Below are 26,545 nucleotides of genomic sequence, written 5' to 3'. Positions count from 1 at the left end.
GGCCCCACTGGGAGAGATCACTATGATCCCTACTTTGACAAGATTTCGCAAGTTCTTGCGGTTGAGTTTGCTTTTGCTCTTTGGCGTGGTTCTGTCGGCCTGTCAGGCCACAATGGGAACAGGGCCACAGGTCGGGCAATCTGTGCGCGTTGCGATGCTGCTGCCCTATGGTTCGCCCAATGCAGGGGACGACCTTCTGGCAAGTAGTCTTGAGAACGCCGCGCGCCTCGCTGCCGCCGAGGCCGTTGGCACGCAAATCGAATTGGTGGTTTATCCAACGCAAGCCGACGCAGGCATGGCCGCAGCTGTGGCGCAGCAGGCGGTTGCGGAAGGGGCGGATGTGATCCTTGGGCCATTGCGCTCGGACGCGGCGGCGGCGGTCGGTGTGGCCGTGGCGAATACCAATGTCTCGGTTCTTAGTTTCTCGAACAATGCCAGCATTGCAGGGCGCAATCTGTTTGTGCTTGGCCTGACTTACGACAATGCCGCCGCGCGGATGGTGTCCTATGCGGCGGCGAATGGCCGTGATCGCATCATGGTGGTGCATGCGCGCAATTTGGCGGGTGAAGTGGCGCGTGATGCAGTGCGCCGTGCGGCGGCGGCCTCAGGTGCCACTGTTGTGGGTGAAATCGCCTATGAGTTCAGTCAGACTGGCGTTGTTGCTGCCTTGCCTGAGGTTGAGGCAATGGTCGCACAAACTGGCGCAAATGCGATGATTTTGACCGCGGACGCCTCAGGGGCTTTGCCGCTCTTCGGTCAACTCTTGCCAGATAATGGCTTTGACACTGAGGCCACCAAAATCATTGGTCTGACCCGTTGGGATATCCCTGCGCAGACCTTGGAAATTCGTGGCTTGCAGGGCGGGTGGTTTGTCCTGCCCGATCCCAATGCCGAAAGTGCGTTCCGCACCCGCTATCAATTGGCCTATCAGCAAGCCCCGCATAACCTTGCGCCCTTGGCCTATGACGGGATGCGCGCTGTGATTGACACCGTGGGTCGCACGGGCCGTTTGGGCGGTGTGGATTTTGCATCAGGCTCTGGCTTTGCGGGCGCGAACGGCGTATTCCGATTGCTACCCGATGGCTCTATTGAACGCGGCCTTGCCGTAGTGACTTTGCAAGACAGGCAGATCATCCTTGTTGACCCCGCCCCAAGAACCCTCGGCGCTGGATTCTGAACAGAACCCACGCCTTTCGGTCATCCCATCTGCTGCGGGGCAATTGATTTGTCCCACGGAAGATATTTTTGACGCGGAGGCCGTTACTGCCGCAATTGATGGCGCGATATCTAATCTCAGCGATCCTGCCAAAATTCGCGCTGCGGTCGTGGCGATCTTGCAAGATGCCCAAGCAAAGGGTCGATCTGCCATTGATGCGGCCTTTGCGGAAAATCCCCTAACCGCACGCCGTGTGACGCGCGCCTATGTCCATCTGACCGATGGGTTGGTGCAGCAGGTGTTGCGTGTCTCATCTACACGCTTACACCCCAATCCCACCCCGACCGAGGGGGAGAGGATGGCGATCTTGGCGGTTGGCGGCTATGGGCGTGGCGAGATGGCCCCGTTCTCGGATGTTGATCTTCTGTTTTTGACCCCATGGAAAAGCACAGGTTGGGTCGAAAGCGTGATTGAATCTAGTCTCTACATGCTTTGGGATCTCAAGCTGAAAGTGGGCCACGCCACCCGCAACATCAAAGATTGTCTGCGTCTGGGGCGCGAGGATTTTACAATCCGCACGGCCTTGTTGGAAATGCGCCACTTGACGGGCAATGCCGAATTATCGGCCAAGCTCAAGACGGCACTGCGCAAAGATTTGTTTGAGGGCAGCCTTTCCGAATTCATCGAAGCCAAGCTTGAGGAACGGGTCAGCCGCCACAAAAAGCAAGGTGGCCAACGCTATATGTTGGAGCCGAATGTAAAAGAGGGGAAGGGCGGTCTGCGCGATTTGCAGACGCTCTATTGGATTGCGAAATATCAGCATGGCGTGGCGCGGGCCGAAGATCTGGTCGCCCTCAAGGTGTTCAGCCGCGAAGAATTTGACGCGTTTGATGCGGCCGAACGGTTCTTGTGGTCGGTACGCTGTCATTTGCATGCAATTGCAGGCCGCGCGCAGGATGGTTTGAGTTTCGATTTGCAAGTGCAGGTCGCGGAACGCATGCAATATGCCGATCACTCAGGCCGCCGTGCGGTTGAGCATTTCATGCAGGATTATTTCCGCCATGCCACCCGCGTGGGCGAATTGACCCGCATCTTTTTGACCGCGCTTGAGGCCAGTCACGCCAAAAGCGAACCGATGATCTTAGGCTTTTTGCGCGGGCGCAGCCGCAAAAAGAAAATCAAAGACGGCTATGCGCTGAAACAAAATCGTCTGACTGTCGAAAATGAAAAGGCGTTTTTGGCCGATAAGATCAATCTATTACGCATTTTTGAGGAGGCGTTGCGCACAGGCTATCTTCTGCACCCCGATGCAATGCGGATGATCTCGGCCAATTTGCTCCTCATTGACACAGCAATGCGCCGCGACAAAGAGGCGAACCGCATTTTCCTTGATTTGCTTTTGAAGCAAGGCAATCCCGAACGTGCCTTGCGGCGGATGAATGAATTGGGGTTCTTGGGCGCATTCATCCCTGATTTCGCGGCTATCGTGGCGATGATGCAATTCAATATGTATCACAGCTACACAGTGGACGAGCATACGATCCAAGTTGTCTCTACCCTTGCGCAGATCGAACGGGGCGAATTGGTCGAGGAATTGCCGATTGCATCTGGTATTTTGAAGCGTGGGGTAAACCGCAAAGTGCTTTATGTGGCCTGTTTGCTGCATGACATTGGCAAGGGCAGGAAAGAAGATCATTCGATTTTGGGCGCGCGGATTGCGCGTGCACTCTGCCCTCGCTTGGGCCTCAAACCCGATGAGACTGAAACAGTCGAATGGCTCGTGCGCTATCACCTGTTGATGTCCGACATGGCCCAAAAACGCGACATTGCGGATCCGCGCACAGTGCGTGATTTTGCCAAACTGGTAAAAACGCGGCAGCGTCTGGATTTGCTGACCGTTCTGACAGTTTGTGATATTCGTGGGGTTGGGCCTGATACATGGAACAACTGGAAAGCCACGCTGTTGCGCGGCCTCTATCGCGCCACGGCTGAAGCCTTGGAAACGGGTCTTGAGGATCTTAACCGCGACAAGTTGGAAAGCGAGGGCAAAAAGGCCCTGCGCGATGCTTTGGCAACTTGGCCTAAGGCGGATCTTAAAACTGAAATAGACCGCCATTATGGCCCCTATTGGCAAGGGCTTGATCTGGCCAGCCAGATTATCTTTGCCAATATGCTGCTTGGCCTTCGGGATGATGAAATCCGGATTGACACACAGCGTGATACTGACCGCGATGCGACCCGCGTCTGCTTTGCGCTTGTGGATCACCCAGGCATCTTTAGCCGCCTTTCTGGCGCCCTGTCACTGGTGGGCGCGAATGTGGTCGATGCCCGCACTTATACCTCGAAAGATGGCTATGCGACTGCCGTGTTTTGGGTTCAAGATGCTGATGGCAACCCCTATGAGGATGCCCGCCTGCCGCGTCTGACCTCGATGATCGACAAAACCCTAAAGGGCGAGGTTGTAGCCTCAAAAGCGTTTGAGGGGCGCGACAAAATCAAAAAGCGCGAGCGCACGTTTAACGTGGCGACTAATATCACATTCGATAATGACGGGTCGGAAATCTACACCATCATCGAAGTGGATACACGCGACCGCCCTGGTCTGCTATATGATCTGACCAAGACTTTGGCCGCGAACAATATTTACATCGCCAGTGCGATGATCGCGACCTTCGGTGTTCAGGTGGTAGATGTGTTTTACGTGAAAGATATGTTCGGTCTCAAACTCCACTCCAAATCCCGCCAAGACGTGTTGGAGCGCAAGTTGCGCGATGCCATCGCGCGTGTGGCCGAGCGGGCAGGGGTCTAGCGGCTGTGGCGGCCCCGCAAATCAGATTGGGCTTTGGCTTTCTCGCTGTTGGCGGTTGGACAATGGTCAGCCGTGTCTTGGGATTTCTGCGCGATATCCTGCTTTCCCGCTATTTTGGCGCGGGCGGCGTGGCCGAGGCGTTTTTGGTGGCGTTTTCTCTACCTAATATGTTTCGCCGCTTTTTTGCTGAGGGTGCAATGAACGCGGCCTTTGTGCCGATTTTTTCTAAAAAAATCGAAGACGGCAGCGATGCGATACCATTTGCGCGCAATGCCTTATCCATGCTGGGTGTGGTTCTGATTGGCTTCACCCTGCTTGCGCAGATTGCCATGCCTTGGTTGATTTTGGCAATTGCATCAGGCTTTGCCGATGATCCCCGCTTTGGGATCGCGGTGGAATTTGGCCGTATCTGCTTCGCCTATATTTTGTTGATCTCACTGGCGGCGTTGATTTCGGGCATGCTGAATGCTGTGGGGCGCTTTGCGGCTGCTGCCGTGGCGCCCGCGCTGTTAAATGTGATCCTCATCCTTGCGCTGATCTTTGGCGCGCAGAGCGCCGCTGACAGCCCCGAAGCCACGCGCATGATCGGGCTGGCCCTGTCCTGGGGAGTGCCCGTGGCGGGCGTTGCGCAATTGGTTTTCGTGTGGTGGGCGGCCGCACGTGCTGGGTTGGTCATCCGCCCGATTTGGCCGAAATTCACGCCTGACTTGCGCCGATTGGTCATTGTGGCGGGGCCTGCCATGCTTGCAGGCGGGGTGGTGCAGGTCAATGTTTTGGTGGGTCGTCAGGTTGCAAGCTTCTTTGATGGGGCGATTGCATGGTTGTCTTATGCCGACAGGCTATATCAATTGCCGCTCGGTGTGGTTGGGATCGCAATCGGGATTGTGTTGTTGCCAGATCTCTCGCGCCGCTTGCGGGCCGGCGATGATGCAGGGGGGCGGCACGCCTTATCGCGTGCGGCTGAGATTGGGATGACCCTGACCATTCCTGCCGCGGTTGCGTTGATGGTTATCCCTGTGCCTTTGGTCTCGGTCTTGTTCGAACGTGGGGCCTTTGAGGGCCAAGACACTATTGCCACGGCTTGGGCGGTGGCGATTTATGGGGCAGGGCTACCCGCATTTGTTCTTCAGAAAATCTGGCAGCCCGTGTTTTACGCTCGCGAGGATACCAAGCGCCCATTTCACTATGCCGTGGTGGCAATGGTCATAAATGCCGCTCTCGCCATCGGGCTTGCCTTTGTCATCGGCTATATTGCCGCCGCATTGGCCACCACCATTTCTGCATGGGTCATGGCCTATCAGCTGCGCCGTGGTGCAAAGACCTATGGTGATGTCGCTGCCTATGATGCGCGTTATCTCGCGCGCATTCCACGCATTGCGGGGGCGGCTATTGCGATGGGGGCGGTGCTTTACGGTGCAGGCTTGATCCTTGCCCCCGTTCTTGAGGGGGGCGTATTGCGCTATCTCGCGCTTGCGGGGCTTATTGCAGTTGGCGCGGGGGCCTATGCCCTTTTTGGCCGCCTATTTGGTGCCTTTTCATTCGAAGAAATTCTGGGCGGGCTGCGCCGCAAAGGGGCCGCGTGAGGGGTATTTCCCATTGCCCCAAGACGCCGCGCCACATAGGTTTCGCAACAGAACAGGCGAAAAGGTGAGATCATCATGATTTCGGGGAAACGTATATTGTTGATCATAGGGGGCGGGATCGCGGCCTATAAATGCCTTGAGCTGATCCGCCGTTTGCGAGGCCAAGGGGCCGCTGTTACCCCTGTTCTGACACAGGCGGCACAAGAATTTGTGACACCTCTGTCGGTCGCAGCCCTCGCGGGCCAAACGCCATACACGCATCTCTTTGATCTGACCGATGAGGCCGAAATGGGCCATATCGAATTATCTCGCGCCTCAGATTTAGTTGTGGTGGCCCCAGCAACGGCGAATTTGATGGCCAAAATGGCGGGCGGTCATGCAGATGATCTGGCCTCGACCCTGCTGATGGCAACTGACAAGCCCGTGCTGATCGCCCCTGCAATGAATGTGCGGATGTGGGAACATCCCGCCACCCAGCGCAATTTGGCGCAGCTTTTGGGGCATGGGATTCGTTCTGTTGGCCCCAATGAGGGCAGCATGGCCTGCGGTGAATTTGGCTTAGGCCGCATGGCTGAACCCGATGAGATTGTCAGCGCTATTGCCGCGCAATTTGCTGAAGGCCCGCTTGCGGGGCGACATGTTCTGATTACTTCTGGCCCAACACATGAACCCATAGATCCCGTGCGCTATATCGCCAACCGCTCGTCAGGGGCGCAGGGGGCGGCGCTTGCTGCGGCCTGTCGCGATTTGGGCGCGCGGGTCAGTTTCGTCACAGGCCCTGCATCTGTGCCACCGCCGTATGGTGTGGATGTGATCAAGGTCGAGACTGCCGCGCAGATGGCAAAGGCCGTGACAGAGGCCCTACCTGCAGATGCCGCTATATTTGCCGCTGCCGTTGCAGATTGGCGCGTGGATAATGCCGCAAACCAAAAGATCAAGAAATCGGGCGATGGCGCGCTACCCCGTCTCAGCTTTACGGAAAACCCAGATATTTTGGCATCTGTGGCGCAGATGAAAAAAGGCCGCCCGGCCTTGGTTGTGGGCTTTGCCGCCGAAACCGAAAATCTGGTTGATCATGCGCAAGCGAAATTGGCGCGCAAAGGATGTGATTGGATTGTGGCTAATGATGTGTCCCCTGAAACGGGGATCATGGGGGGTGCATATAATGCGGTCACGCTGATCACGCGCACAGGCGCTGATCCATGGCCACGCTTGAGCAAATCTGAGACTGCAGCACGGCTTGCCCTGCGCGTGGCCGAGGCTTTGGGGCAGGCATAATGGCGCAAGTAGAGGTAAAGTTCTTACGCGAAGACTGGGCCGATCCTGACCTGCCCCTGCCGCAATATGAAACCGATGGGGCGGCGGGTTTTGATCTGCGCGCACAGTTCACGGCTGACGCCCGCGAGGCCGGGCTGACGCTTGCCCCGCAGACACGCGCCTTGATCCAAACAGGGTTTCGTGTGGCTGTGCCTCGCGGGTATGAGCTGCAAATTCGGCCGCGATCTGGCCTTGCCCTGAAACATGGGGTGACGCTTGCCAATGCGCCCGGAACGGTTGACTGCGATTATCGCGGGCCATTGGGGGTTATCCTCATTAATTTGGGCGATGCACCTTTTGTTATTGGCCATGGGGATCGGATCGCTCAAGGCGTTGTCGCGCCAGTGATCCAAGTCCGTTTTACGCTTGTGTCGCGTTTGGATGAAACCGCGCGTGGGGCGGGTGGTTTCGGCTCAACTGGGCAGGTCTGATGGTCACGGTTCTTGCAATCATGGCTGCGCTTTGGGGCTTCGGGGCAGTGATGAAAACCGCCTATAACCCCCGTCTTGTGATGATCGCCCTTGTCTATGGGGTGGTTGTATTGGGCCATTTCGTATTGCCCGAGGGCCACCCTTTGCGCATCGCGACAGGCGAAACTGCCGCGCCATGGTTGATTTTAGGCGGCGCGGTTCTGTTGGTTCTGGCCTATCGTGCGGGTCTAAACCGCTTGCGCCGCGTGGCCCAGCCCATGATCACGCCCGCGCCGCGCCAAAGCGGCACCTTCACGCCAGAGGAATTAGAGCGCTATGCCCGCCACATCACCCTGCCTGACATTGGTGGGCAGGGGCAAAAGGCGCTGAAATCGGCCAAGGTTTTGGTGGTGGGGGCAGGTGGTTTGGGCTCGCCTGTTTTGCTGTATCTCGCAGCTGCGGGGGTCGGGCGCATTGGGGTGATTGACGCGGATCATGTCAGCCTTTCGAACCTGCAACGCCAAATCATTCACCGCGATGCCGATCAAGATACGCCCAAAGTGTTTTCAGCAGAACGTGCGATGAAGGCGATAAATCCGCATCTTGATATCCGCCCTTACAATCGTGCTTTGGACGAGACGATCGCGGCAGAGCTATTCGCGGACTATGGTCTAATCATTGATGGCACGGATCAATTCGAAATGCGGGCAATGATCAACCGCGCTGCGGTGTCTGCCAAGCGTCCGCTTTTGGCAGGTGCAATTTCAGCATGGGAGGGGCAGATTACCCTCTACGATCCAAGTGCTGGCGGGGCATGCATGGCCTGTGTCTTTCCCAATCCACCACAGGCAGGGATGGCTGCCACCTGTGCCGAGACGGGTGTCATTGGCGCGCTTCCAGGGGTGGTGGGCACCATGATGGCACTTGAGGCCATTAAGCAGATTACAGGTGCGGGTCAGGGGCTATTGGGACGTATGCTGCTATATGATGGGCTTGGGCCTGAGACGCGGATCGTCAAGCTAAAGCGCAATGCGGCTTGCCCCGTTTGCGCAGGGGACTAGTCGAAAATCTCGTCCTCCATCACGCCCCAAAGGGCGGATTTCTCAACCCATCCTGTAAACCCATCAACGGCAAAGCGACACCAGTCGCGTTCGCATTCGCTTACCCGTCCGACCACGCCGCGTTGGGCTTGGGCAATGACAGTGGCATCTGGATCAGGGCGTTGGTGCAAATCGGCAAGGTCAATATCAATTTGCGCTGTGCGTCGCCCTGACAAAAGGGCGTAATGCATCCATCCGCCCACGCCGTCATGGTCCACGACCCGCCGCCAATGCCCATGCTCGGCCACAACCATCAGCGGCATATTGCGTTCTTGAAAGACCCAATCAATGCGGTGGTTGCGCGAGGGGCCGCGCCGCGCATAGCCGCGTGTCGCATCCATCGAAACATAGCGCGGCAGCGGAAAGCCTGTTTCTGGCCCAGTGGTCGGGGCGTCAAAACTGGGCGTTGGCGTGGGGGTGGCGGTCTCAAGTTCGAGTGTCTCGACTGGCACAAGATTGTCAGGGCGTGGCAACGGCACCGCGCCATCGGTGCTTTGCGCCCCTGCGGTGGCCGCAAACACAAAACAAACCGCACCAATCGCTAGGGTTATGCGCCAATCTGACCGTGGCATGACTATCCTCAATAGGCCTCGTCCCGCCGCTTTGGGCTGGGTTATTTTGATCTTTCTCATACCATAGCGAGAAAGCCATCGCGGGGGAAGATGACATTACGAAGCGCCTGTCGCGGCCAAGGCCCCGCGAACGCTTGCACCCGCGCGCAGAATGGGGAAGGGTAACAGCGTCAGACATGCCATCCGCCTCAGGAGAAGCCCATGCCCGCACCAAGGTTAAAAGTTGTCGTTACCCGCCATTTGCCCGAAGCGGTGGAAACCCGCATGAGCGAATTGTTTGATGTTCAGCTCCATGACGAAGACCGCAAAATGAGCCGCGATGATCTGGTCGCAGCGATGAAATCAGCGGATGTTCTGGTGCCATGTGTGACGGATCAAATTGATGCAGGCATGTTGGGGCAAGCGGGCGAACGGCTCAAGCTGATTGCCAATTATGGTGCAGGGGTCGATCATATTGACGTTGCCACTGCACGCCAACGCGGGGTCTTGGTCACCAATACACCCGGTGTCATGACGGATGATACCGCCGATATGACCATGGCGATGATCTTGGGTGTTCTGCGCCGCGTGCCAGAAGGGCAGGCTGTCATGCAAATGGGCACATGGCAGGGATGGGCGCCAACCGCCTTTATGGGGGGGCGTATCTCGGGTAAGCGTTTGGGTATTCTGGGAATGGGTCGCATCGGTCAGGCCGTGGCCCGCCGCGCGGCTGCTTTTGGCATGCAGGTTCATTACCACAACCGCCGCAGGGTTCACGCTGACATAGAGACAGCGCTTGGCGCGACTTATTGGGAAAGCTTGGATCAAATGTTGGCGCGGATGGATGTGATTTCAGTGAATTGCCCGCACACCCCTTCGACCTTTCATTTGATCAATGCACGCAGGTTGAAGTTGATGAAGCCATCAGCGGTGATTGTGAATACATCGCGGGGAGAGGTGATTGATGAAAACGCACTCACCCGCATGTTGCGCGCGGGCGAGATCGCGGGTGCGGGCTTGGATGTGTTTGAGCGTGGCCATGATGTGAACCCCCGATTGCGGGAATTGGATAATGTGATCCTCCTCCCGCATATGGGGTCAGCCACGCTTGAAGGGCGGATTGAGATGGGCGAAAAGGTGTTGATCAACATCAAGACCTTTGCAGATGGCCACCGCCCTCCCGATCTGGTTTTGCCGAGCATGCATTGAGACAGCGGTGATATGCGGCAAAAATCGCCTCACCCCCGACAGTCGCGCCTGACCTCGCGTTCCCTCAGGCCTGTCTCGACCAACATGCATCTGTCCCGTGCTACATAGTAATAGCCACGCGCGTAATGCATGACGGCCGTGTCATAAGATCTATCTGAAAGCAGCCATGCGCCGCGCAGATATTTGATCGCATAGATGAGATTGGTTTCTGCATCCAGTAAATCGGCATCTTCACCCGTAAACCCCATATTGCGGGCTGTGGCGGGCATGATTTGCATCATCCCGTAATAGGGGCCGTTGCGGGCATGGGCGCGATAGTCGCTTTCACGTTGGATCACGCGGTGGATCAGGGGGGCGGGCACATCATATTGGCGCGCCATTTTATTCACGAGGGCCCGAATTTCTGCTGTTTCGCCTGGGTAAAGATCAGGTTCGGGTGTGCCAATGCAGGCCACAAGCATCACGCAAAGGGCTGTGATCATAAGGCGGCGCATAGATCAATTCCCCCCGAACAGGCCGCGCAAGGCACCTTCGACCTCATTGCGCAGTTGATTTTCGATGGCATCGCGCGCATCGCCCTCGGCGGTCAGGTTGAGCCGATCGCGCGCCTCTTGTTCCAGCCTAGCACGCTCTTCGTCAATGCGGGCTTGGGCCGCAGCTTCAAGTTCTGCGCGTTCCAGTTCTAGCCGCTGATTGGCTAAATATTCTAGATCAGGTGCAAAACTGACATCAGCCCAAGGGCCGCGCACGATGATGGGCACGGCAATATTCGACCCATCGGAGGATGTTTGCACAGCGGGGATCACGCGATATTCCACTGACTGGCCCCCAATATTGATCTCGCCCGTCCCTGTGACACCGCCCCATCCAGCGGTTAGGGTGAGGTCGTCATTGCGCGCCACACCGCCCGTGATCGCAAGGGTCGCGGTGATGCTGTCATAGACTGTGCGCGCGCCTTCGCCCCGATAGGAGCTGTCGAGATTGCGGATCATCCCCGCAAGATCAAGCCCCTCAATCGCCCCCTGACCAAAGTCAAGCGCGGCACTGCCCTCAAGGCTGTTCATCCATGCCGCTACAGACCGCCCGCCCGCTAAAATGTTAAATGTGACGTTTCCCGTGCCTGAAAGGCGGTCATAATCTGCAAAATCTTGCAACAAGGGTTGCAATTGCACCGCACGGATCTCCATGTTGCTGGCCACGGATCCATTGCCACGGCCATTTATCACAGTTTGCCCTGCAATCGTGCCGCCATAGGTCACGGCGCGCGCCAAATCGAGCTGCAGACGGCCCGCATCAAGCGTGGTTTGTAGCGCAATATCTGACAGCCGCATCATACCCAAATCCAATTCGGCAAGGGCCAGATCAAGATTGGCATCTACCGCGAACAGGCCCGTGAGGTCGATTTCGTCACGCGGCCATCCGCCGCCTGCGCTGCTGTCCTCGGTTGCGCTGCCTTCTGTCAGGGCGCTTAGGTCAACGCGCCCGCCCGCGATGCGGCCCGTGATCTTAGGGCGCTCACCGCCTGTGCTGAGATCTGCAGATAGGGTTATGGCCGTGTCATCTAGCGCAAGGGTTGCATCCATGATCTGCGCAACGCCCTCGGGCGTGATCGCAATGGGGCCGTTCAGCGCGATACGATCACGACCCAATTCCGCGGGCAAAGTTACCGCTGCGACACCCGCCGCAGTCGTGATCGGGGTCAGGTCGGTGATATCGGCATTCACCTCGCCCGCAAGGCTGAACGGGGCAAGCATAAGCGCGCCGCGATAGCCAAGGCTGCCGCCTGTCCAAGACAGGGACATATCAATGCGCGCCTCACGCCCCGCAAGCGCATCAGCAAGGGTGGTGAGGGTCACATCGCCCCTCAAGCGCGCGCCATTGATTGCGGCGTTAAAGCTGCCTGTCAGACTGCCGTTCAGATCGGGCGCTTCAAGGCGAAGATTGACCGCTTCGGCCGCATAGCTTTGCGCTGTTGTGGCATCAGTATAGCGCAGGGTGCCATCGCTGATCTGTGCAAGGCTGAGGCTGATTTGCGGCAGGTCACCGCTTGTGCCTGTCTCGGCTGTGGGGGCGGTGGTTGAAAATTCCCAATTGGCCTGTCCATCCGCGTTTCGCAGCAAAATGATGTCAGGCTTTATCAGTTCCGCGCGCGCAATCCGTACCTCGCCAGAAAAAAGGGGCATGACTTCGACCCCGATATGCAACGCCTCAGCCCGCAGCATCGGGCCTTGATCCGCAGCCCAGTCAGGGTTGGAAATTTCAAAACCTTCGGCGCTGATCCCGATCATGGGGTAAAAACTTGGCCGCACTGCGCCCGTCAGGGTCACATCACGCGCGAGGCTGGCCGATAGCCGCTCTGTCGCCAATCTGGCAATGGTGTCCGTTGGAATTAACGCAATCCCTCCAACAGCCACGCCCACGAAAATCACGACAGCCAAAATGACCCGCAACACCCACTTCATCGAGAATCCCCCAAACTATTTTTGTAACCCCAAGCACCTTTGTGTTTAGCGGCTATGGTTCGGGGCCGTAAAGCCGTGGCGGTGCCTTTATGTTCAAGGTTGCGCGAGGTCACGGCAGAACAAGATTAGGCTGGATGTGGCCCCGCGCCGATGGTGCCTGAGTGCTTTCTTGCTTCACGATGGCCAAAAGCCACGCTATAGCGCGGGATATGACACAGAACCCACCAAATCTTCGCCCAGATCTTGCCCGTGCGCGCATTGAGGAGACGATCCGCGAGGGTCAGCCCAAAATCGGGATGGTCTCGCTTGGCTGCCCCAAGGCGCTTGTGGATAGTGAGCGGATCCTGACCCGACTGCGCGCCGAAGGCTATGGGATCTGCGCCGATTATGGCGGTGCCGATGCGGTAATTGTGAACACCTGCGGCTTTCTCGACAGCGCCAAGGCCGAAAGTTTGGACGCGATTGGCGAGGCGCTGCGCGAAAATGGCCGCGTGATCGTGACGGGCTGTTTGGGGGCCGAGCCTGACTATATCACAGGCGCGCATCCGCGTGTTCTGGCCGTAACGGGCCCGCACCAATATGAGCAGGTCTTGGATGCGGTGCATGCTGCCGTTCCACCCGCGCCTGATCCGTTTGTCGATCTTTTGCCAAGTTCAGGCGTAAGCCTAACGCCCCGTCATTATAGCTATCTCAAGATTTCCGAGGGCTGCAATCACAAGTGCAAGTTTTGCATCATCCCCGATATGCGGGGCCGCCTGCAAAGCCGTCCCGCAAAGGCCGTGTTGCGTGAGGCAGAAAAACTGGTTGAGGCAGGGGTGAAGGAACTTCTGGTCATCAGTCAGGACACCTCGGCCTATGGCACGGATTGGGCTGGTCGGGATGAGAAATTCCCAATTCTTCCTTTGGCGCGCGATTTGGGCCAACTGGGCGCGTGGGTGCGGTTGCATTACGTCTACCCCTATCCGCATGTGCGGGAGTTGATCCCTTTGATGGCCGAAGGGTTGGTTCTGCCTTATCTGGATATCCCATTCCAACATGCCCATCGTGATACGTTGCAACGTATGGCCCGCCCTGCGGCATCGAGTAAAACCTTAGACGAAATCGCAGCTTGGCGTGCGGACTGCCCTGAGATCACCCTGCGCTCAACCTTTATCGTGGGGTATCCGGGCGAAACAGAGGCCGAATTCCAGATCCTGCTTGATTGGTTGGATGAGGCGCAGCTCGATCGGGTTGGCTGTTTCACATACGAAAATGTTGCGGGTGCGCGGTCAAATGATTTGCCAGACCATGTGCCGCAAGAGGTCAAGGACGAGCGTTTTGCGCGCTTTATGGAAAAGGCGCAGAGCATTTCCGAGGCGAAATTGGCCGCCAAAATTGGCACGCGTCTTGAGGTGATCGTGGATGAGGTGGACGATGAAGGGGCCACCTGCCGCACCAAATCAGACGCGCCAGAGATTGATGGCAATCTCTTTATCGATGAAGGGTTCCAAGATCTCAAAGCGGGCGACATCGTGACTGTGACAGTTGATGAGGCAAGTGAATATGATCTTTGGGGTCAGATCGCCTGACCCCCACCCTTAGCGCAAGCTTGCCATCGTATCCCGTACGATTTGAATGCGGTTCGCATTGGGCGGGTGCGTTCCAAGAAAGGTTTCGCCCGGATCAGGCAGGCGGGTAAAATATTGTGCGCCAAGCTCCGGATCAAACCCCGCGCGATAGGCGATGACAGTGCCCAAAGCATCGGCTTGCAATTCGTGATCTTGGCTAAAACGGCGCGCGCCCACTGTGCCGCCAATATCCGCCGCGTTTTGCACCATAGAGGCATCGCCACCCGCAATCCCGGCAAGCACGCCGAAAATTAACGCCCCCCCTTGGGCAGAGGCCCGTTGGCGGGGAATATGGCGGGCGATGTGATGCGCAGCCTCATGACCCATCACAAAGGCCAATTCGTCAATATTGCGCGCATCTTCAATAAGGCCAATCGTAAAGACCAGATATGGGTTGCCCGCATTGTCCAAGGTTTGAAACGCGTTGATGCCTGCATTTCTGTCACGCTCAATCGCAATGGTGAAATTACAGTTTTGATCTGGTGTTTCTTGGCGGCAAATATCTTCGGCAATGGGTTCGACCTTGGCGACCACTGTGCGGAAATTATTCATTGCCACATCTGGGGCCAGTTTGGGCAGATTATCGCTGCTTGCCGTGCTTGTAGGTGCGCCGCTTGGTGACGGGCTTGCCACCTGACACGCGGCAAGGAATGCAAGCATCGGCAAAATCAGAATTGCACGCATCAGAACCAAATACCTTTGTGTTGAGGCCAACCCTATTTAGCAGCCCATTTTGAGATATCTCAATCGAATTCTCATCACGAGAGGATCACATGATTGCCAAGAGGGAAATTCCCCCCTAGCGTGATCTTATGTTTAGCATTGAGCATGATTTTGACGCCACGGTTGTAACCTTGATGGATGAGGGGGAAAGCCCGCTCCAAGAGGATGTCGTGCTGACGGCTTTTGAAGAGGTCGTTCAGGTTGAACAATATGACCCGCGCAGTGATAGCATTCAGAAAATCTCAATCTCTATGGCGCAGTTGCGGGAGTTGGCGGCAGCGCTGAACTTGCCAGAAGGGGTGTATCGGATTGATCGCCCGACCCGCTAAGACCCCCCAATGACCCCTGATACATCCCATCACGCGGCCAATTTGCGCGGCAGTTTGTTCATGGTTTTGGCAATGCTTGCCTTTACCCTCGAGGATGTCTTTATCAAGGCGGCAGCGGCGCATATCCCCTTGGGCCAAGTTATGGTGACCTTTGGGCTTGGTGGGCTGTTGGCCTTTGTGGCCATGGCGCGCCTTCGGGGCGAGGTGATCTTGCACCCTCAGGCCTTTGGTCGCGCCATGGCGTGGCGTGCCTTGTTCGAAATAACGGGTCGGGTATGTTACACGGTCGCGATTGCCTTAACGCCCCTGTCCTCGGCCAGTGCGATTTTGCAAGCCACACCTTTGGTGGTGGCGGCGGGGGCGGTGATGGTCTTTCGCGAAACCGTGGGCTGGCGGCAATGGGCGGCGATTGGCGCAGGGTTTGTTGGGGTGCTATTAATCCTACGGCCTGGGCTGGACGCGTTTGAACCGCTGTCCCTCTTCGCGGTCTTGGGCATGATCGGCTTTGCTGGCCGTGATCTGGCGACACGCGCCGCACCAAAGAGCATGACAACGGCGCAGCTTGGCGTTTACGGGTTTATCATGCTGAGCATCGCAGGCGGTATCGTTTGGGGTTATCAGGGCGGCGTGGCCCCACTAGGCGCGGGCGGCATGGTTCTGACAGGGCCTGCCATCTTATTTGGCGTTGCCGCCTATATGTGCCTGACTATGGCCATGCGAAGAGGGCAAATTGCCGTTATTGCCCCATTTCGGTATACCCGTTTGGTTTTCGCTATGGTCTTGGCCGTGGCCGTGTTTGGCGAACGTCCCGATGCCCTGACCTTGATTGGCAGTTTGATTATTGTTGCCTCGGGCCTTTATACGGTTTGGCAAAGCCGCAGGGTTTAGCCCATATTCTCGCCAACCACTTTTTTCCGATCCGTCTCACCGCGTATCAGCGTCAGGCGTGAGGGCGCGATCCCGATTGCCTGAGCCAAGAGTTTGAGAACCGCACGATTTGCTTTGCCGCTATCGGGTGCTTGGGTCACATAGACCCGCAACAGGTCTTCTTCGACCACGATACGGTTCTGCGCGGCCTTTGGGGTGACGCGTAAATTTAGCCGTATACCGGTCTGCGCATAGGCGCTGAGGTCGGGTAGGGATTTGCGCAAGGGGTGCCTCTCAAAAGCCAATGAGCAGCAAACTTGCACTCTGTCTCTTAGGGTGCAAGATGCACGCGGTGGATTTGGTGATGAGGAAAGGTTTGATCATGGCAACAGGGTTTTTCTGGGATGAGCGCTGCTTTTGGCATTCGGGTGGCAATTATGCCTTTCTCGCCCCTGTGGGCGGATTGGTTCAACCCCCTGCCGCAGGCGGCCTGCCCGAAAATCCTGAAACGAAGCGGCGCTTGAAAAACCTACTTGAGATCACGGGACTGTGGTCTGAACTTGCGCCCCGCCATGCGGATCCCGCAACCGAAGAAGATATTTTGCGCATTCATCCCGAAACCTATTTGCGCCAGTTTCAAGATATTTCAGCGCAGGGTGGGGGCGAGTTGGGGTTGCGCACACCTTTCGGCCCCGATGGGTTCGAGATTGCAGCCCTGTCTGCCGGTTTGGCCAAATCAGCCCTGTTTGCAGTGCTTGAGGGGGATTTGGAGAATGCCTATGCGCTGTCTCGTCCGCCAGGGCATCACTGTTTGCCTGATTTTCCCAATGGGTTTTGCCTCCTTGCCAATATCGCCATCGCGATTGAGGCCGCGCGGGCCGAAGGGCTGGCCACGAAATTTGCCGTGATTGACTGGGATGTGCATCACGGCAACGGAACTGAGGCGATTTTCTATGATCGTGATGATGTTCTGACCATCTCCCTTCACCAAGATCGCAATTATCCCCGCGATAGCGGTGCGTTTGAGGATCGTGGATCGGGTGCTGGGGCAGGGTTTAACCTCAATATCCCGCTGCCCCCTGGGGGCGGGCATAATGCCTATCTTGAGGCGATGGAGCGTTTGGTGATCCACGAATTGGAACGCTTTGCGCCGGATGTGATTATCATCGCTTGTGGGTTTGACGCGTCAGGTGTTGATCCTTTGGGGCGAATGATGGCAGGCAGCCACACGTTCCGTGCGATGGCAGAACAGGTACGGGACGCGGCTGACGCGCTGTGCGAGGGTCGCCTCGTGATGGTGCATGAAGGCGGTTATTCCGAATTGCACGTGCCGTTCTGCGCCCATGCGGTTCTGGAGGTTATGAGCGGCAGTCGCATCACCGCGCCTGATCCTTTGTCAGAACGGATCACCGCACAGCAACCCGATGCGCGGTTTGATGCATTTGTGAGCGAATGGATCGCCGAGATGGAAGCAAGCGTTTCCGATATGCGCTAACAGACCCGCAAATTGATATTTGCTGCATTGCAGCACGTTGACACCGCTCAGGTTGCGGGTCAATTTACCACAAATCTTTTTGGAAAAAGGGTGAGACCCGATGAAGAAAATCTATGGCTCTGCTGCTGAGGCTTTGGATGGCCTTTTGCAGGATGGAATGCTGATTGCGGCAGGCGGCTTTGGCCTCTGCGGGATTCCTGAATTGCTGATTGATGGCATCGTGGACAGCGGTGTTAAGGATTTGACAGTGGCCTCCAACAACGCGGGCGTTGATGATTTTGGTTTGGGCAAACTTCTGGCCACACGCCAGATCAAAAAGATGATGTCTTCCTATGTGGGCGAGAACGCTGAATTCATGCGCCAATATCTGGCGGGTGAATTGGAACTGGAATTCAACCCCCAAGGCACTTTGGCCGAGCGTATGCGCGCAGGGGGGGCAGGCATTCCCGGGTTCTACACCAAGACAGGCGTGGGCACAGTGATTGCCGAAGGCAAAGACCACAAAGACTTTGACGGCGAAACCTATATCCTTGAGGAAGGGATCTTTGCGGATATCTCTATCGTCAAAGCGTGGAAGGCCGATGAAACGGGCAATGCGATTTTCCGTAAAACCGCGCGGAATTTCAATGTGCCTGCTGCGACCTGTGGCAAGGTTTGCATTATGGAGGTCGAAAAAATCGTGCCCGCGGGCAGCCTAGACCCTGAGCATATCCACTTGCCTGGAATTTTCGTGCATCGCTTGATCAAGGGGCAGCATGAGAAACGAATTGAACAGCGCACCGTGCGCCAGCGTGAGGAGGCCTAATCCATGCCATGGGATCGCAATCAAATGGCCGCCCGCGCGGCACAAGAACTTGAAGACGGGATGTATGTGAACCTTGGCATCGGGATTCCGACCCTCGTGTCAAATTATATTCCAGAAGGCATGACCGTGACCTTGCAATCGGAAAACGGAATGCTGGGCATGGGGCCTTTCCCTTATGAGGGCGAGGAAGATCCAGACCTGATCAATGCGGGTAAGCAGACGATCACTGAATTGCCCCATACCGCCTATTTTGACAGCGCGACATCATTTGCGATGATCCGTGGCGGCAAGATTGCTATGGCGATTTTGGGCGCGATGGAAGTGTCTGAGACGGGTGATCTTGCCAATTGGATGATCCCTGGAAAATTGGTCAAAGGCATGGGCGGCGCGATGGATTTGGTTGCAGGCGTGCGCCGTGTTGTGGTTGTGATGGATCACACCAACAAGCATGGTGAGAGCAAGGTTTTGAAATCTTGCACCTTGCCGCTGACAGGAACGGGCGTTGTGCATCGTATCATCACCAATTTGGGCGTTTTGGATGTGGTCGAAGGCGGCCTCAAGATCGTGCAACTAGCCGATGGTGTCACCGAAGCTGAACTGCGCGCGGCAACAGAGGCGCATATTGTCTGACCTTTAGGGCTGCATGGTTGCAAAAACGCAGCCATCCGCAAGCAACTCAGGTGGCGTGATGCACAACAGCCGCGCCACCTGCCAAGCCCAAGCCACAATCAATCGCTGGATCAAAGAATACAACCATATCCGACCCCATCAAAGCCTCGGAATGCGCCCACCAATACCAGAAACTACGACCCTAAAATTGGATCAAACATAGGGGGCTTGACATCCTCAATTACAGCGCGCCCGAGCAGTTGTGATTGGATTTCAGAATGCGTCTGTCCCCGTTTCGGTGGCTTTTGCTTGGCTTGGCATGCCCGCTTTTGGCGGCCTGCCTTGTCCAGTCGGAACAGCCCGATCAAGCGGTGCAGGCCATTGGTGCCGCGAATTTAGAGTCGATCATGCTGACCTCGGCAGACCCCGAAGATGCAATCAGCTATTTTTCACGCCAAACCACGGAAAACCCCAACGACATTGGCGCGCGCCGCGGCCTTGCGCAGAGTCTGACACGGACGGGGCGTGCGGCGGAAGCGGTCGTTATACGGCGGCAGGCTTTAGCCCATCCCGAAGTGTCTGAAGATGATCGGGTTGGCTTTGCCGAAGCCTTGATCCGCGCGGGGGAGTGGAATGAGGCGCGCAGCGTTTTGGATCAAGTGCCGCCGACCTATGAAACCTATGAGCGCTACAGGCTTGAGGCCATGCTGGCCGATTATGCGCAGGATTGGGGCCGTGCTGATGCGTTTTATGAGACTGCAGCGGGGATGACGACACGCCCCGCATCGGTCTTAAACAATTGGGGCTATTCCAAGCTGACCTGCGGCGATCACGCTGAGGCAGAGCGCCTGTTCACAGAGGCGATTGCCTATGATCCAAGTGTTTTCACAGCAAAGAATAACCTTGTGCTGGCGCGCGCCGCACAAGGTGAATTTACCCTTCCTCTTGTCAATATGACCCAAGTGGAGCGCGCACAGCTTCTCTATACGATGGCATTGGCGGCCATTCGACAGGATCGCATTGATCTAGGCCGTGGCCTGCTGGCTGAGGCCATTGATACCCATCCACAATATTTCGAGGCAGCTGTCGCAACACAGCGCGCCTTAGACAGCGGGGTTCGCAATTAATGACACATTTGATGCAGATTGAGGCTTTGGTTTTTTTAATCCTGACCGCACCGTTGTGCCTTTATGTGACTTGGACAGACCTGAGCCAAATGCGCATTCCGAATTTGTCGGTGCTTATCCTAATTGCGATTTTCGCGGTTGTAGGTCTTTTTCTGTTACCACTTGAGGTTTACGCCATGCGTTGGGTTTGGGCCTTGGGGGTCTTGGTTGTTGGGTTTTTGATGTCCACGATCGGCCCGATTGCCATTGGGGCGGGGGATGCAAAATTTGCGGCCACTTTGTCCCTGTTCATCGCCAAAGGGGATGGGCTGCAATTCTCGGTTCTTTTTGCAGGCGTTTTGTTGGCGTCGTGGTTGGTGCATCGTATCGCGGGCAAAATCACCCCGATCCGCAAGGCTACCGCAACATGGGCCAGTTGGGAGGCGGGCAAATTGTTTCCTATGGGCGTGGCCTTGGCGGGCACGTTGATCCTTTATCTTGCCTTAGGTGTGGCGCAAATCTGATCTTTGATTGGACGGGCAGGCGGGCCGCCCTATGATCGGGGTATGGACGCATTGCCTGCCCAAATTGACAGTTGGTTCGCTGCGCGCGGATGGCAGATGCACCCGCATCAGCGCGCGATGCTGCGTGCGACATCACCTGCGCAGGTTTTGATTGCCCCCACAGGTGCGGGCAAAACCCTGTCGGGGTTTCTCCCTTCGCTTGTGGATTTGATCCATACGCCCAAACAAGGGCTGCACACGCTCTACATCTCGCCGCTCAAGGCGCTTGCGGCAGATATCAGGCGCAATCTTCAGACCCCCGTTGCCGAGATGGGCCTTGATATTCGTATTGAGGATCGAACGGGTGATACATCGGCCCATATGCGGCGGCGTCAACGCGCTGACCCGCCCCAGATTTTGCTGACCACGCCTGAATCACTTGCGCTGTTATTGTCCTATCCTGAGGCGGATAAGATTTTTGCCTCGGTGAAGCGGGTTATTTTAGATGAAATTCATGCGCTGATTGACAGCAAACGGGGCGATCAACTGATGTTGTGTCTTGCGCGGCTTGCGCGGTTGTCTCCCCAGATGACCCGTGTGGGTTTGTCCGCCACAGTAAAAGACCCCTCTCAAATCGCGGCCTATTTGGCGCCTGACGGCGGGGCTGAGATAATTACCGCGCCGCAAGGCCCCGCGCCCGATATCGCAATTCTTGAGGCGGATATCCCGCCCCCATGGGCAGGGGGCGGCGGGCGATACGGCGTGCAGGCGGTCTATGACCAGATTAAACGCCATCGCGCTACGCTGATCTTTCACAACACCCGCGCCAATGCCGAGCTGTTCTTTCACGAATTGTGGCAGGCCAATGAGGACACCCTGCCGATTGGCATCCATCATGGCGCGTTGTCGCGTGAGGCCCGCGCTAAGGTTGAGGCCGCGATGAGTGAGGGTAGCCTGCGCGCAATCGTCTGCACAGGCAGTCTCGATCTGGGGATCGACTGGGTCGATGTTGATCTGGTGATACAAATTGGTGCACCCAAAGAGGTTAAGCGCCTCGTGCAACGGATCGGGCGCGCGGGGCACCGCTTTGATCTTGCATCCAAGGCGCGTATTTTGCCCGCCAACCGCTTTGAATATCTCGAATGCCAAGCGGCGCTTGAGGCGGTGCGCGATGGCGGGCTTGAAGATGACCCCATCCGTCAGGGCGGATTGGATGTTCTGTGCCAGCATATCTTGATCTGTGCTTGTGCAGGGTCAATTGCACCCGATGATCTTTATGCCGAGATCACAACAGCCGCGCCCTATGCGGGCGTGACCCGTGCCGAGTTTGACCGCGCCTTGGACTTTTGCGCGACAGGTGGCTACGCGCTGCGCGCTTATGATCGCTGGCAAAGACTGGTCACGCGGCCCGATGGGACGCTAGCTTTGCGAGATCCACGCAGTGCGGCGCGCATCCGCCAAAATATTGGTACGATTATCGAAACCGACAGGTTGAAAGTGCGCATGGCCAAACGGCGCGGCGGGGCACCTTTGGGCGAGGTTGAAGAAAACTTTGCCGCGCAATTGCGCCAAGGTGACAGTTTCCTCATCGGGGGGCAGATCGTGCGCTATGAGGGCATGCGCGAATTGGTGGTTGAGGTCAGCCCAAGCCCCCAAAAGCGGCCAAAAATTGCAACATTCATGGGAACGAAATTCGCAACCTCCCTGCAACTCTCTGATCGTATTTTGGCGCGATTGGAAAGTGGCGATTGGTCGGGTTTGCCCGCCCATATTGCCGACTGGCTGGATCATCAGACGCGCCTTTCCCGCTTGCCGCAGCGTGACCGATTGCTGGTGGAAACCTACCCCCATGAGGGCCGCGCGCATCTTTGTGTGCATGGTTTTGCGGGGCGCAATGCACAGCAGACCCTTGGCCTTGTTCTGACCCATCGCATGGATCAAATGGGTCTTGCCCCTACGGGCTTTGTGGCCAATGATTACGCCACGCTGATTTGGGGGCTTGATCCCATAGCTGATCCAAGGCCGCTTTTTGAGCCTGATTTATTGCGTGCGGCCTTTGAAGGGTGGCTGTCAGAAAACGCCGTGATGAAGCGCAGTTTCAAGGCGGTTGCGTTGATCTCTGGGCTGATCGAGCGCAGCGTGAATGGCACCAAGAAAACAGGGCGGCAGGCTGTGTTTTCGTCAGATATCCTTTATAACACACTGCGCAAATATGACAGCGATCATATTTTACTTGAGATGACGCGCCGTGATGCGTTGCGGGGGTTGGTCGATTTTGGTCGCATTGACGAGATGTTGACTCGCGCAGGCGGGCGTATTGATCATATCGCGCTGCCCCGTGTCAGCCCATTTGCGGCGCCCTTGTTGCTTGAGGCAGGGCGCATCCCTGTCCATGGGTCTGCCGATCAACGTCTGTTGGAGGAAGAAGCCGCAAAATTCCTGCCCCAAGCCGCGCTTGGTTACAGGTGAGGGGGCTTGCCCCTGTCTTTGGCTTGGCGCATCTATAGGCGATGCAAGCTCATCTTGAATTCCAGTTTGGCATGGAACGCCTTTTGGCTACGCCGCAAGGCGCGCTTTATTGGCCAAAGGCGGATGTTCTTATTGTGTCCGACCTTCATCTGGGAAAATCTGAACGGATGGCGCGGCGTGGTGCAGGGTTATTGCCGCCCTACGACACCCCCGAAACCCTTGCGCGATTGACGGAAGAGATTGCCACCTATGATCCCGCTGTGGTGATCTGTCTAGGGGATAGTTTTGACGACCTAGAGGCCGCGCGAAACCTCTCGCCTTATTTGGCGCGGCGTTTAGGGCCAATCCAAGCAGGGCGCAAATGGGTTTGGATTTTGGGCAATCATGATGCAGGCCCTGTAAATCTTTCAGGCGAACATCTGGATGAATTTGAAGCGCCGCCCTTTATCCTGCGCCATATCGCGCAGGCTGATTTAGCCCTAGGGCAGTTTGAGATTTCAGGGCATTATCATCCAAAAATGCGCGTGGCTTTGCGTGGGCGTAGCCTGTCGCGCGCTGCGTTTTTGATGGATGAACGGCGCCTGATCTTGCCCGCATTTGGGGCTTATACAGGCGGTCTTTGGGCCGATGATCCCGCCTTTGTGGGGCTATTGGGGGCAGATGCGGCGGCCATCGTTTTGGGACAGCCGCCTGTCATGATCCCGCTTAAGCGGTAAGCCCTTCGGGCTCGGGCAGGCCATGGCTGCGCGCGCAGGCGGTGAGAGTATTGGCCAAAAGGCAGGCAATGGTCATTGGCCCGACACCGCCAGGAACAGGGGTGATCGCGCCAGCTTTGGCAGCGCACCTGTCATAATGACAATCGCCGACCAGGCGGGTTTTGCCCTCAGGGGTGGCAATGCGGTTGATGCCCACATCAATCACCGTAGCCCCCTCTTTGACGAAGTCACCCGTGATCATCTCTGGGCGGCCTACAGCGGCCACCAGAATATCTGCGCCACGGCAAATTGCGGCCAAATCCTTACTGCGGGAATGGGCGATGGTGACAGTGCAACTGTCGCCAAGCAAAAGTTGCGCCATAGGTTTGCCCACAATATTCGAACGCCCGACAACCACAGCGTTGAGGCCAGAAAGGCTGCCGTGATAATCGCGCAACATCATCAAGCAGCCCAAGGGCGTGCAGGGCACCATGGACTTCTGCCCTGTGCCAAGCAGACCGACATTCGAGATATGGAACCCATCCACATCTTTCGCAGGGTCAATCGCATTGAGCACAAGCGCGCTGTCAATGTGGTCAGGCAGGGGCAATTGCACCAAAATACCATGCACCGATTGATCCGCGTTTAAGTGATCAATCAAGGCTAACAGATCTGCCTGCGAGGTTGTAGCATCAAGGCGGTGTTCATAGGAATTCATCCCCGCCTCAACTGTGCGCTTGCCTTTTGAGCGGACATAAACCTCGCTTGCAGGATCTTCGCCGACCAACACCACAGCAAGGCCTGGGGTGATGCCATGATCTGCTTTCATTGCGGTCACATGGTCGGTCACCATTTTCTGAACTTTGGCTGAGAAAGCTTTGCCGTCAATGATATGGGCGGTCATGGCGTCATTCCTTATTCGGGGTCGTTTTTCGGTCTGTTGGCAAGGCACATATCCGCGCCGCGTTACTGTTGCAACGGGCGGGGATCGCGTTTTTCAAAAAGGCGCTTAGAACAGCCCTTCAACCTCGCCTGCGTCATTCAGGCGGATATTCTCCGCACTGGGGACGCGCGGCAGGCCAGGCATGGTCATGATCTCGCCGCAGATCACAACGATAAACCCTGCACCTGCCGAAAGACGCACTTCGCGCACGGGCAAGGCATGACCTGTTGGGGCGCCACGGCGGTTTGGATCTGTGGTAAAGCTATATTGCGTTTTGGCCATACAGACGGGCAGGTTTTGATAGCCTGCATCCTCCCATGCTTTGAGCTGATCGCGGATTTTCTGATCGGCCAAAACCTCATCCGCGCGATAAATCCGCTTCGCCACCGTTTCGATTTTTTGGAACAGTGGCATGTCATCGGCATAGAGCGTTTGGAAGGCGGCAGAACCGCTATCCGCCAATTGCGCCACGCGGGTCGCAAGGTCGGTGATCCCCTTTGATCCTTCTGCCCAGTGGCGGCACAAGATGGCCTCAGATCCCAGTGATTTCACATAGTCCTGAACGGCGGCGACTTCGGCATCCGTGTCGCTGTAGAAATGGTTGACTGCGACAACCACAGGAACACCAAAACCTTTGAGGTTCTCGATGTGACGACCAAGGTTTGGGCAGCCTTTTTTGACCGCTTCAACATTTTCTGCGCCCAAGTCAGCCTTCGCAACGCCGCCGTTCATTTTCATGGCCCGCACAGTGGCGACCAAGACCACGCAATCGGGCGAAAGCCCTGCTTTGCGGCATTTGATATTCATGAATTTTTCGGCGCCGAGATCCGCACCAAAGCCCGCTTCAGTGACCACATAATCCGCCAATTTCAGCGCGGTTTTGGTGGCAATGACCGAGTTACAGCCATGCGCGATATTGGCAAAGGGGCCACCATGCACAAAGGCGGGGTTGTTCTCGAGGGTCTGCACGAGGTTTGGCTGCATGGCATCTTTGAGCAGAACAGTCATTGCGCCATCGGCCTTGATGTCGCGTGCGTAAATTGGGCTGCGGTCACGGCGATAGGCCACGATCATATCCCCCAAACGGCGCTGCAAATCCGCCAAATCATCGGCCAAGCACAAGATGGCCATCACTTCGGAGGCCACTGTGATGTCAAACCCTGTCTGCCGTGGGAAGCCGTTGGACACACCGCCAAGCGAGGTCACAACATCGCGCAAGGCGCGATCGTTCATATCGAGAACACGGCGCCAGACCACGCGGCGCTCATCAATCTGCAGCTCGTTGCCCCAGTAGATATGGTTGTCGATCATCGCAGAGAGCAGGTTATGCGCCGCCGTAATCGCATGAAAATCGCCTGTAAAATGCAGGTTCATTTCTTCCATCGGGACAACTTGCGCCAAGCCGCCGCCAGCCGCGCCGCCCTTCATGCCAAAGTTTGGCCCAAGCGAGGCCTCGCGGATACAAATCGCGGCCTTTTTACCAATCGCACAAAGACCATCCCCAAGCCCCACTGTGGTAGTGGTTTTGCCTTCGCCCGCAGGGGTGGGGTTGATTGCAGTCACAAGGATCAGCTTGCCATTGTCGCGGCCCTCAAGACTGTTGATGAAATCCTGAGACACTTTTGCCTTGTCGTGCCCATAGGGCAGCAGCGCCTCATATGGGATATCCAGCTTTTCGCCGATGTCTTTGATTGGCTGTTTGTTTGCGGCGCGTGCGATTTCGATGTCGGTTTTGAAGGCCATGATGCGCGTGTCCCATTCATAGTTTGGGGTTGAGAAAAAAGGTCGAATTCAGCG

General features: G+C 56.6%; 25 protein-coding genes. 18 read left to right on the top strand and 7 right to left on the bottom strand.

What is annotated here, in order from left to right:
- The first annotated feature begins 22 nt into the window (after window positions 1-22).
- The 6 genes from AAC632_RS01560 to AAC632_RS01535 all read left to right on the top strand — a co-directional run bounded on the left by AAC632_RS01560 (window position 23) and on the right by AAC632_RS01535 (window position 8,336).
- Window positions 23-1,177, top strand: a complete 1,155-nt coding sequence (locus AAC632_RS01560) for a penicillin-binding protein activator (protein WP_340298433.1) — start codon at window positions 23-25, stop codon at window positions 1,175-1,177.
- On the top strand, window positions 1,140-3,965 hold the full coding sequence (locus AAC632_RS01555) for a [protein-PII] uridylyltransferase (RefSeq protein ID WP_340298784.1): 2,826 nt from the start codon (window positions 1,140-1,142) through the stop codon (window positions 3,963-3,965). The genes AAC632_RS01560 and AAC632_RS01555 overlap by 38 nt, the downstream gene beginning before the upstream one ends.
- Before the next feature lie 5 nt (window positions 3,966-3,970).
- A complete protein-coding gene (gene murJ, locus AAC632_RS01550) occupies window positions 3,971-5,548 on the top strand; it encodes a murein biosynthesis integral membrane protein MurJ (protein ID WP_340298434.1) in 1,578 nt (525 codons plus the stop codon).
- A gap of 75 nt (window positions 5,549-5,623) precedes the next feature.
- Complete coding sequence (gene coaBC / locus AAC632_RS01545; RefSeq protein WP_340298435.1) at window positions 5,624-6,826, top strand: bifunctional phosphopantothenoylcysteine decarboxylase/phosphopantothenate--cysteine ligase CoaBC; 1,203 nt, start codon at window positions 5,624-5,626, stop codon at window positions 6,824-6,826.
- Complete coding sequence (dut, locus tag AAC632_RS01540; protein ID WP_340298436.1) at window positions 6,826-7,296, top strand: dUTP diphosphatase; 471 nt, start codon at window positions 6,826-6,828, stop codon at window positions 7,294-7,296. Before coaBC ends, dut begins: the two co-directional genes overlap by 1 nt.
- A complete protein-coding gene (locus AAC632_RS01535) occupies window positions 7,296-8,336 on the top strand; it encodes a HesA/MoeB/ThiF family protein (protein ID WP_340298438.1) in 1,041 nt (346 codons plus the stop codon). The genes dut and AAC632_RS01535 overlap by 1 nt, the downstream gene beginning before the upstream one ends.
- Here the strand turns inward: AAC632_RS01535 and AAC632_RS01530 are convergent.
- On the bottom strand, window positions 8,333-8,947 hold the full coding sequence (locus AAC632_RS01530; protein WP_340298440.1) for an SH3 domain-containing protein: 615 nt from the start codon (window positions 8,945-8,947) through the stop codon (window positions 8,333-8,335). The genes AAC632_RS01535 and AAC632_RS01530 overlap by 4 nt on opposite strands.
- A gap of 201 nt (window positions 8,948-9,148) precedes the next feature.
- Here AAC632_RS01530 and AAC632_RS01525 point away from each other — a divergent pair, with 201 nt between their 5' ends.
- The gene (locus AAC632_RS01525; RefSeq protein WP_340298442.1) at window positions 9,149-10,135 is read left to right on the top strand and encodes a 2-hydroxyacid dehydrogenase; all 987 of its coding nucleotides are present in this window, start codon (window positions 9,149-9,151) and stop codon (window positions 10,133-10,135) included.
- Window positions 10,136-10,164: 29 nt separating this feature from the next.
- Here the strand turns inward: AAC632_RS01525 and AAC632_RS01520 are convergent, their stop codons facing one another.
- Both AAC632_RS01520 and AAC632_RS01515 read right to left on the bottom strand, forming a co-directional pair.
- Window positions 10,165-10,629: a lytic transglycosylase domain-containing protein gene (locus AAC632_RS01520; RefSeq protein ID WP_340298444.1), complete on the bottom strand. Its 465-nt coding sequence runs from the start codon at window positions 10,627-10,629 to the stop codon at window positions 10,165-10,167.
- Between the two features lie 3 nt (window positions 10,630-10,632).
- Window positions 10,633-12,597 carry an AsmA family protein gene (locus AAC632_RS01515; RefSeq protein ID WP_340298445.1) on the bottom strand — a complete coding sequence of 655 codons (1,965 nt, stop codon included), beginning with the start codon at window positions 12,595-12,597 and terminating at the stop codon, window positions 10,633-10,635.
- Between the two features lie 209 nt (window positions 12,598-12,806).
- Here AAC632_RS01515 and rimO point away from each other — a divergent pair, with 209 nt between their 5' ends.
- Window positions 12,807-14,165, top strand: a complete 1,359-nt coding sequence (gene rimO, locus AAC632_RS01510) for a 30S ribosomal protein S12 methylthiotransferase RimO (protein ID WP_340298447.1) — start codon at window positions 12,807-12,809, stop codon at window positions 14,163-14,165.
- 9 nt (window positions 14,166-14,174) lie between these two features.
- Here the strand turns inward: rimO and AAC632_RS01505 are convergent, their stop codons facing one another.
- Window positions 14,175-14,888 carry a M57 family metalloprotease gene (locus tag AAC632_RS01505; RefSeq protein WP_340298449.1) on the bottom strand — a complete coding sequence of 238 codons (714 nt, stop codon included), beginning with the start codon at window positions 14,886-14,888 and terminating at the stop codon, window positions 14,175-14,177.
- 128 nt (window positions 14,889-15,016) lie between these two features.
- Here AAC632_RS01505 and AAC632_RS01500 point away from each other — a divergent pair, with 128 nt between their 5' ends.
- On the top strand, window positions 15,017-15,256 hold the full coding sequence (locus AAC632_RS01500; protein WP_317655657.1) for a hypothetical protein: 240 nt from the start codon (window positions 15,017-15,019) through the stop codon (window positions 15,254-15,256).
- Window positions 15,257-15,265: 9 nt separating this feature from the next.
- Complete coding sequence (locus AAC632_RS01495) at window positions 15,266-16,144, top strand: DMT family transporter (RefSeq protein ID WP_340298451.1); 879 nt, start codon at window positions 15,266-15,268, stop codon at window positions 16,142-16,144.
- On the opposite strand, the gene AAC632_RS01490 is transcribed toward AAC632_RS01495, so the two are convergent.
- Window positions 16,141-16,407, bottom strand: a complete 267-nt coding sequence (locus AAC632_RS01490; RefSeq protein ID WP_340298452.1) for a DUF167 domain-containing protein — start codon at window positions 16,405-16,407, stop codon at window positions 16,141-16,143. The genes AAC632_RS01495 and AAC632_RS01490 overlap by 4 nt on opposite strands.
- A gap of 98 nt (window positions 16,408-16,505) precedes the next feature.
- Between AAC632_RS01490 and AAC632_RS01485 the strand changes: the two genes are divergently transcribed.
- From AAC632_RS01485 to pdeM, 8 genes are all read left to right on the top strand, one after another.
- Window positions 16,506-17,618 (top strand): class II histone deacetylase, encoded by a 1,113-nt coding sequence (locus AAC632_RS01485; RefSeq protein ID WP_340298785.1) that lies wholly within the window; start codon window positions 16,506-16,508, stop codon window positions 17,616-17,618.
- A gap of 100 nt (window positions 17,619-17,718) precedes the next feature.
- Entirely contained in the window at window positions 17,719-18,423 is a 705-nt protein-coding gene (locus tag AAC632_RS01480; protein ID WP_340298454.1) for a CoA transferase subunit A, read from the top strand.
- Window positions 18,424-18,426: 3 nt separating this feature from the next.
- Window positions 18,427-19,053, top strand: coding sequence for a CoA transferase subunit B (locus tag AAC632_RS01475; protein ID WP_317655652.1), 627 nt, complete (start codon window positions 18,427-18,429; stop codon window positions 19,051-19,053).
- A gap of 97 nt (window positions 19,054-19,150) precedes the next feature.
- Window positions 19,151-19,255 carry an integrase core domain-containing protein gene (locus AAC632_RS12210; protein ID WP_445322687.1) on the top strand — a complete coding sequence of 35 codons (105 nt, stop codon included), beginning with the start codon at window positions 19,151-19,153 and terminating at the stop codon, window positions 19,253-19,255.
- 55 nt (window positions 19,256-19,310) lie between these two features.
- A complete protein-coding gene (locus AAC632_RS01470) occupies window positions 19,311-20,159 on the top strand; it encodes a tetratricopeptide repeat protein (RefSeq protein WP_340298456.1) in 849 nt (282 codons plus the stop codon).
- On the top strand, window positions 20,159-20,662 hold the full coding sequence (locus AAC632_RS01465) for a prepilin peptidase (protein ID WP_340298458.1): 504 nt from the start codon (window positions 20,159-20,161) through the stop codon (window positions 20,660-20,662). Before AAC632_RS01470 ends, AAC632_RS01465 begins: the two co-directional genes overlap by 1 nt.
- Before the next feature lie 42 nt (window positions 20,663-20,704).
- Window positions 20,705-23,110, top strand: coding sequence for a ligase-associated DNA damage response DEXH box helicase (locus AAC632_RS01460; RefSeq protein ID WP_340298459.1), 2,406 nt, complete (start codon window positions 20,705-20,707; stop codon window positions 23,108-23,110).
- A gap of 41 nt (window positions 23,111-23,151) precedes the next feature.
- Window positions 23,152-23,826, top strand: coding sequence for a ligase-associated DNA damage response endonuclease PdeM (pdeM, locus tag AAC632_RS01455; protein WP_340298460.1), 675 nt, complete (start codon window positions 23,152-23,154; stop codon window positions 23,824-23,826).
- On the opposite strand, the gene folD is transcribed toward pdeM, so the two are convergent.
- Together folD and AAC632_RS01445 are read right to left on the bottom strand one after the other, a co-directional pair.
- Window positions 23,816-24,709, bottom strand: coding sequence for a bifunctional methylenetetrahydrofolate dehydrogenase/methenyltetrahydrofolate cyclohydrolase FolD (gene folD, locus AAC632_RS01450; protein ID WP_340298461.1), 894 nt, complete (start codon window positions 24,707-24,709; stop codon window positions 23,816-23,818). The genes pdeM and folD overlap by 11 nt on opposite strands.
- Before the next feature lie 105 nt (window positions 24,710-24,814).
- The gene (locus AAC632_RS01445; RefSeq protein ID WP_340298463.1) at window positions 24,815-26,491 is read right to left on the bottom strand and encodes a formate--tetrahydrofolate ligase; all 1,677 of its coding nucleotides are present in this window, start codon (window positions 26,489-26,491) and stop codon (window positions 24,815-24,817) included.
- Between the last annotated feature and the right edge of the window lie 54 nt (window positions 26,492-26,545).

The organism is Roseobacter sp. HKCC-CH-9351 (genome assembly GCF_037830295.1).
Classification (GTDB): Bacteria; Pseudomonadota; Alphaproteobacteria; order Rhodobacterales; family Rhodobacteraceae; genus M30B80.
The sequence above is the reverse complement of the archived record's forward strand: the minus strand, read 5'-3'. Positions and strand labels throughout refer to the sequence as shown.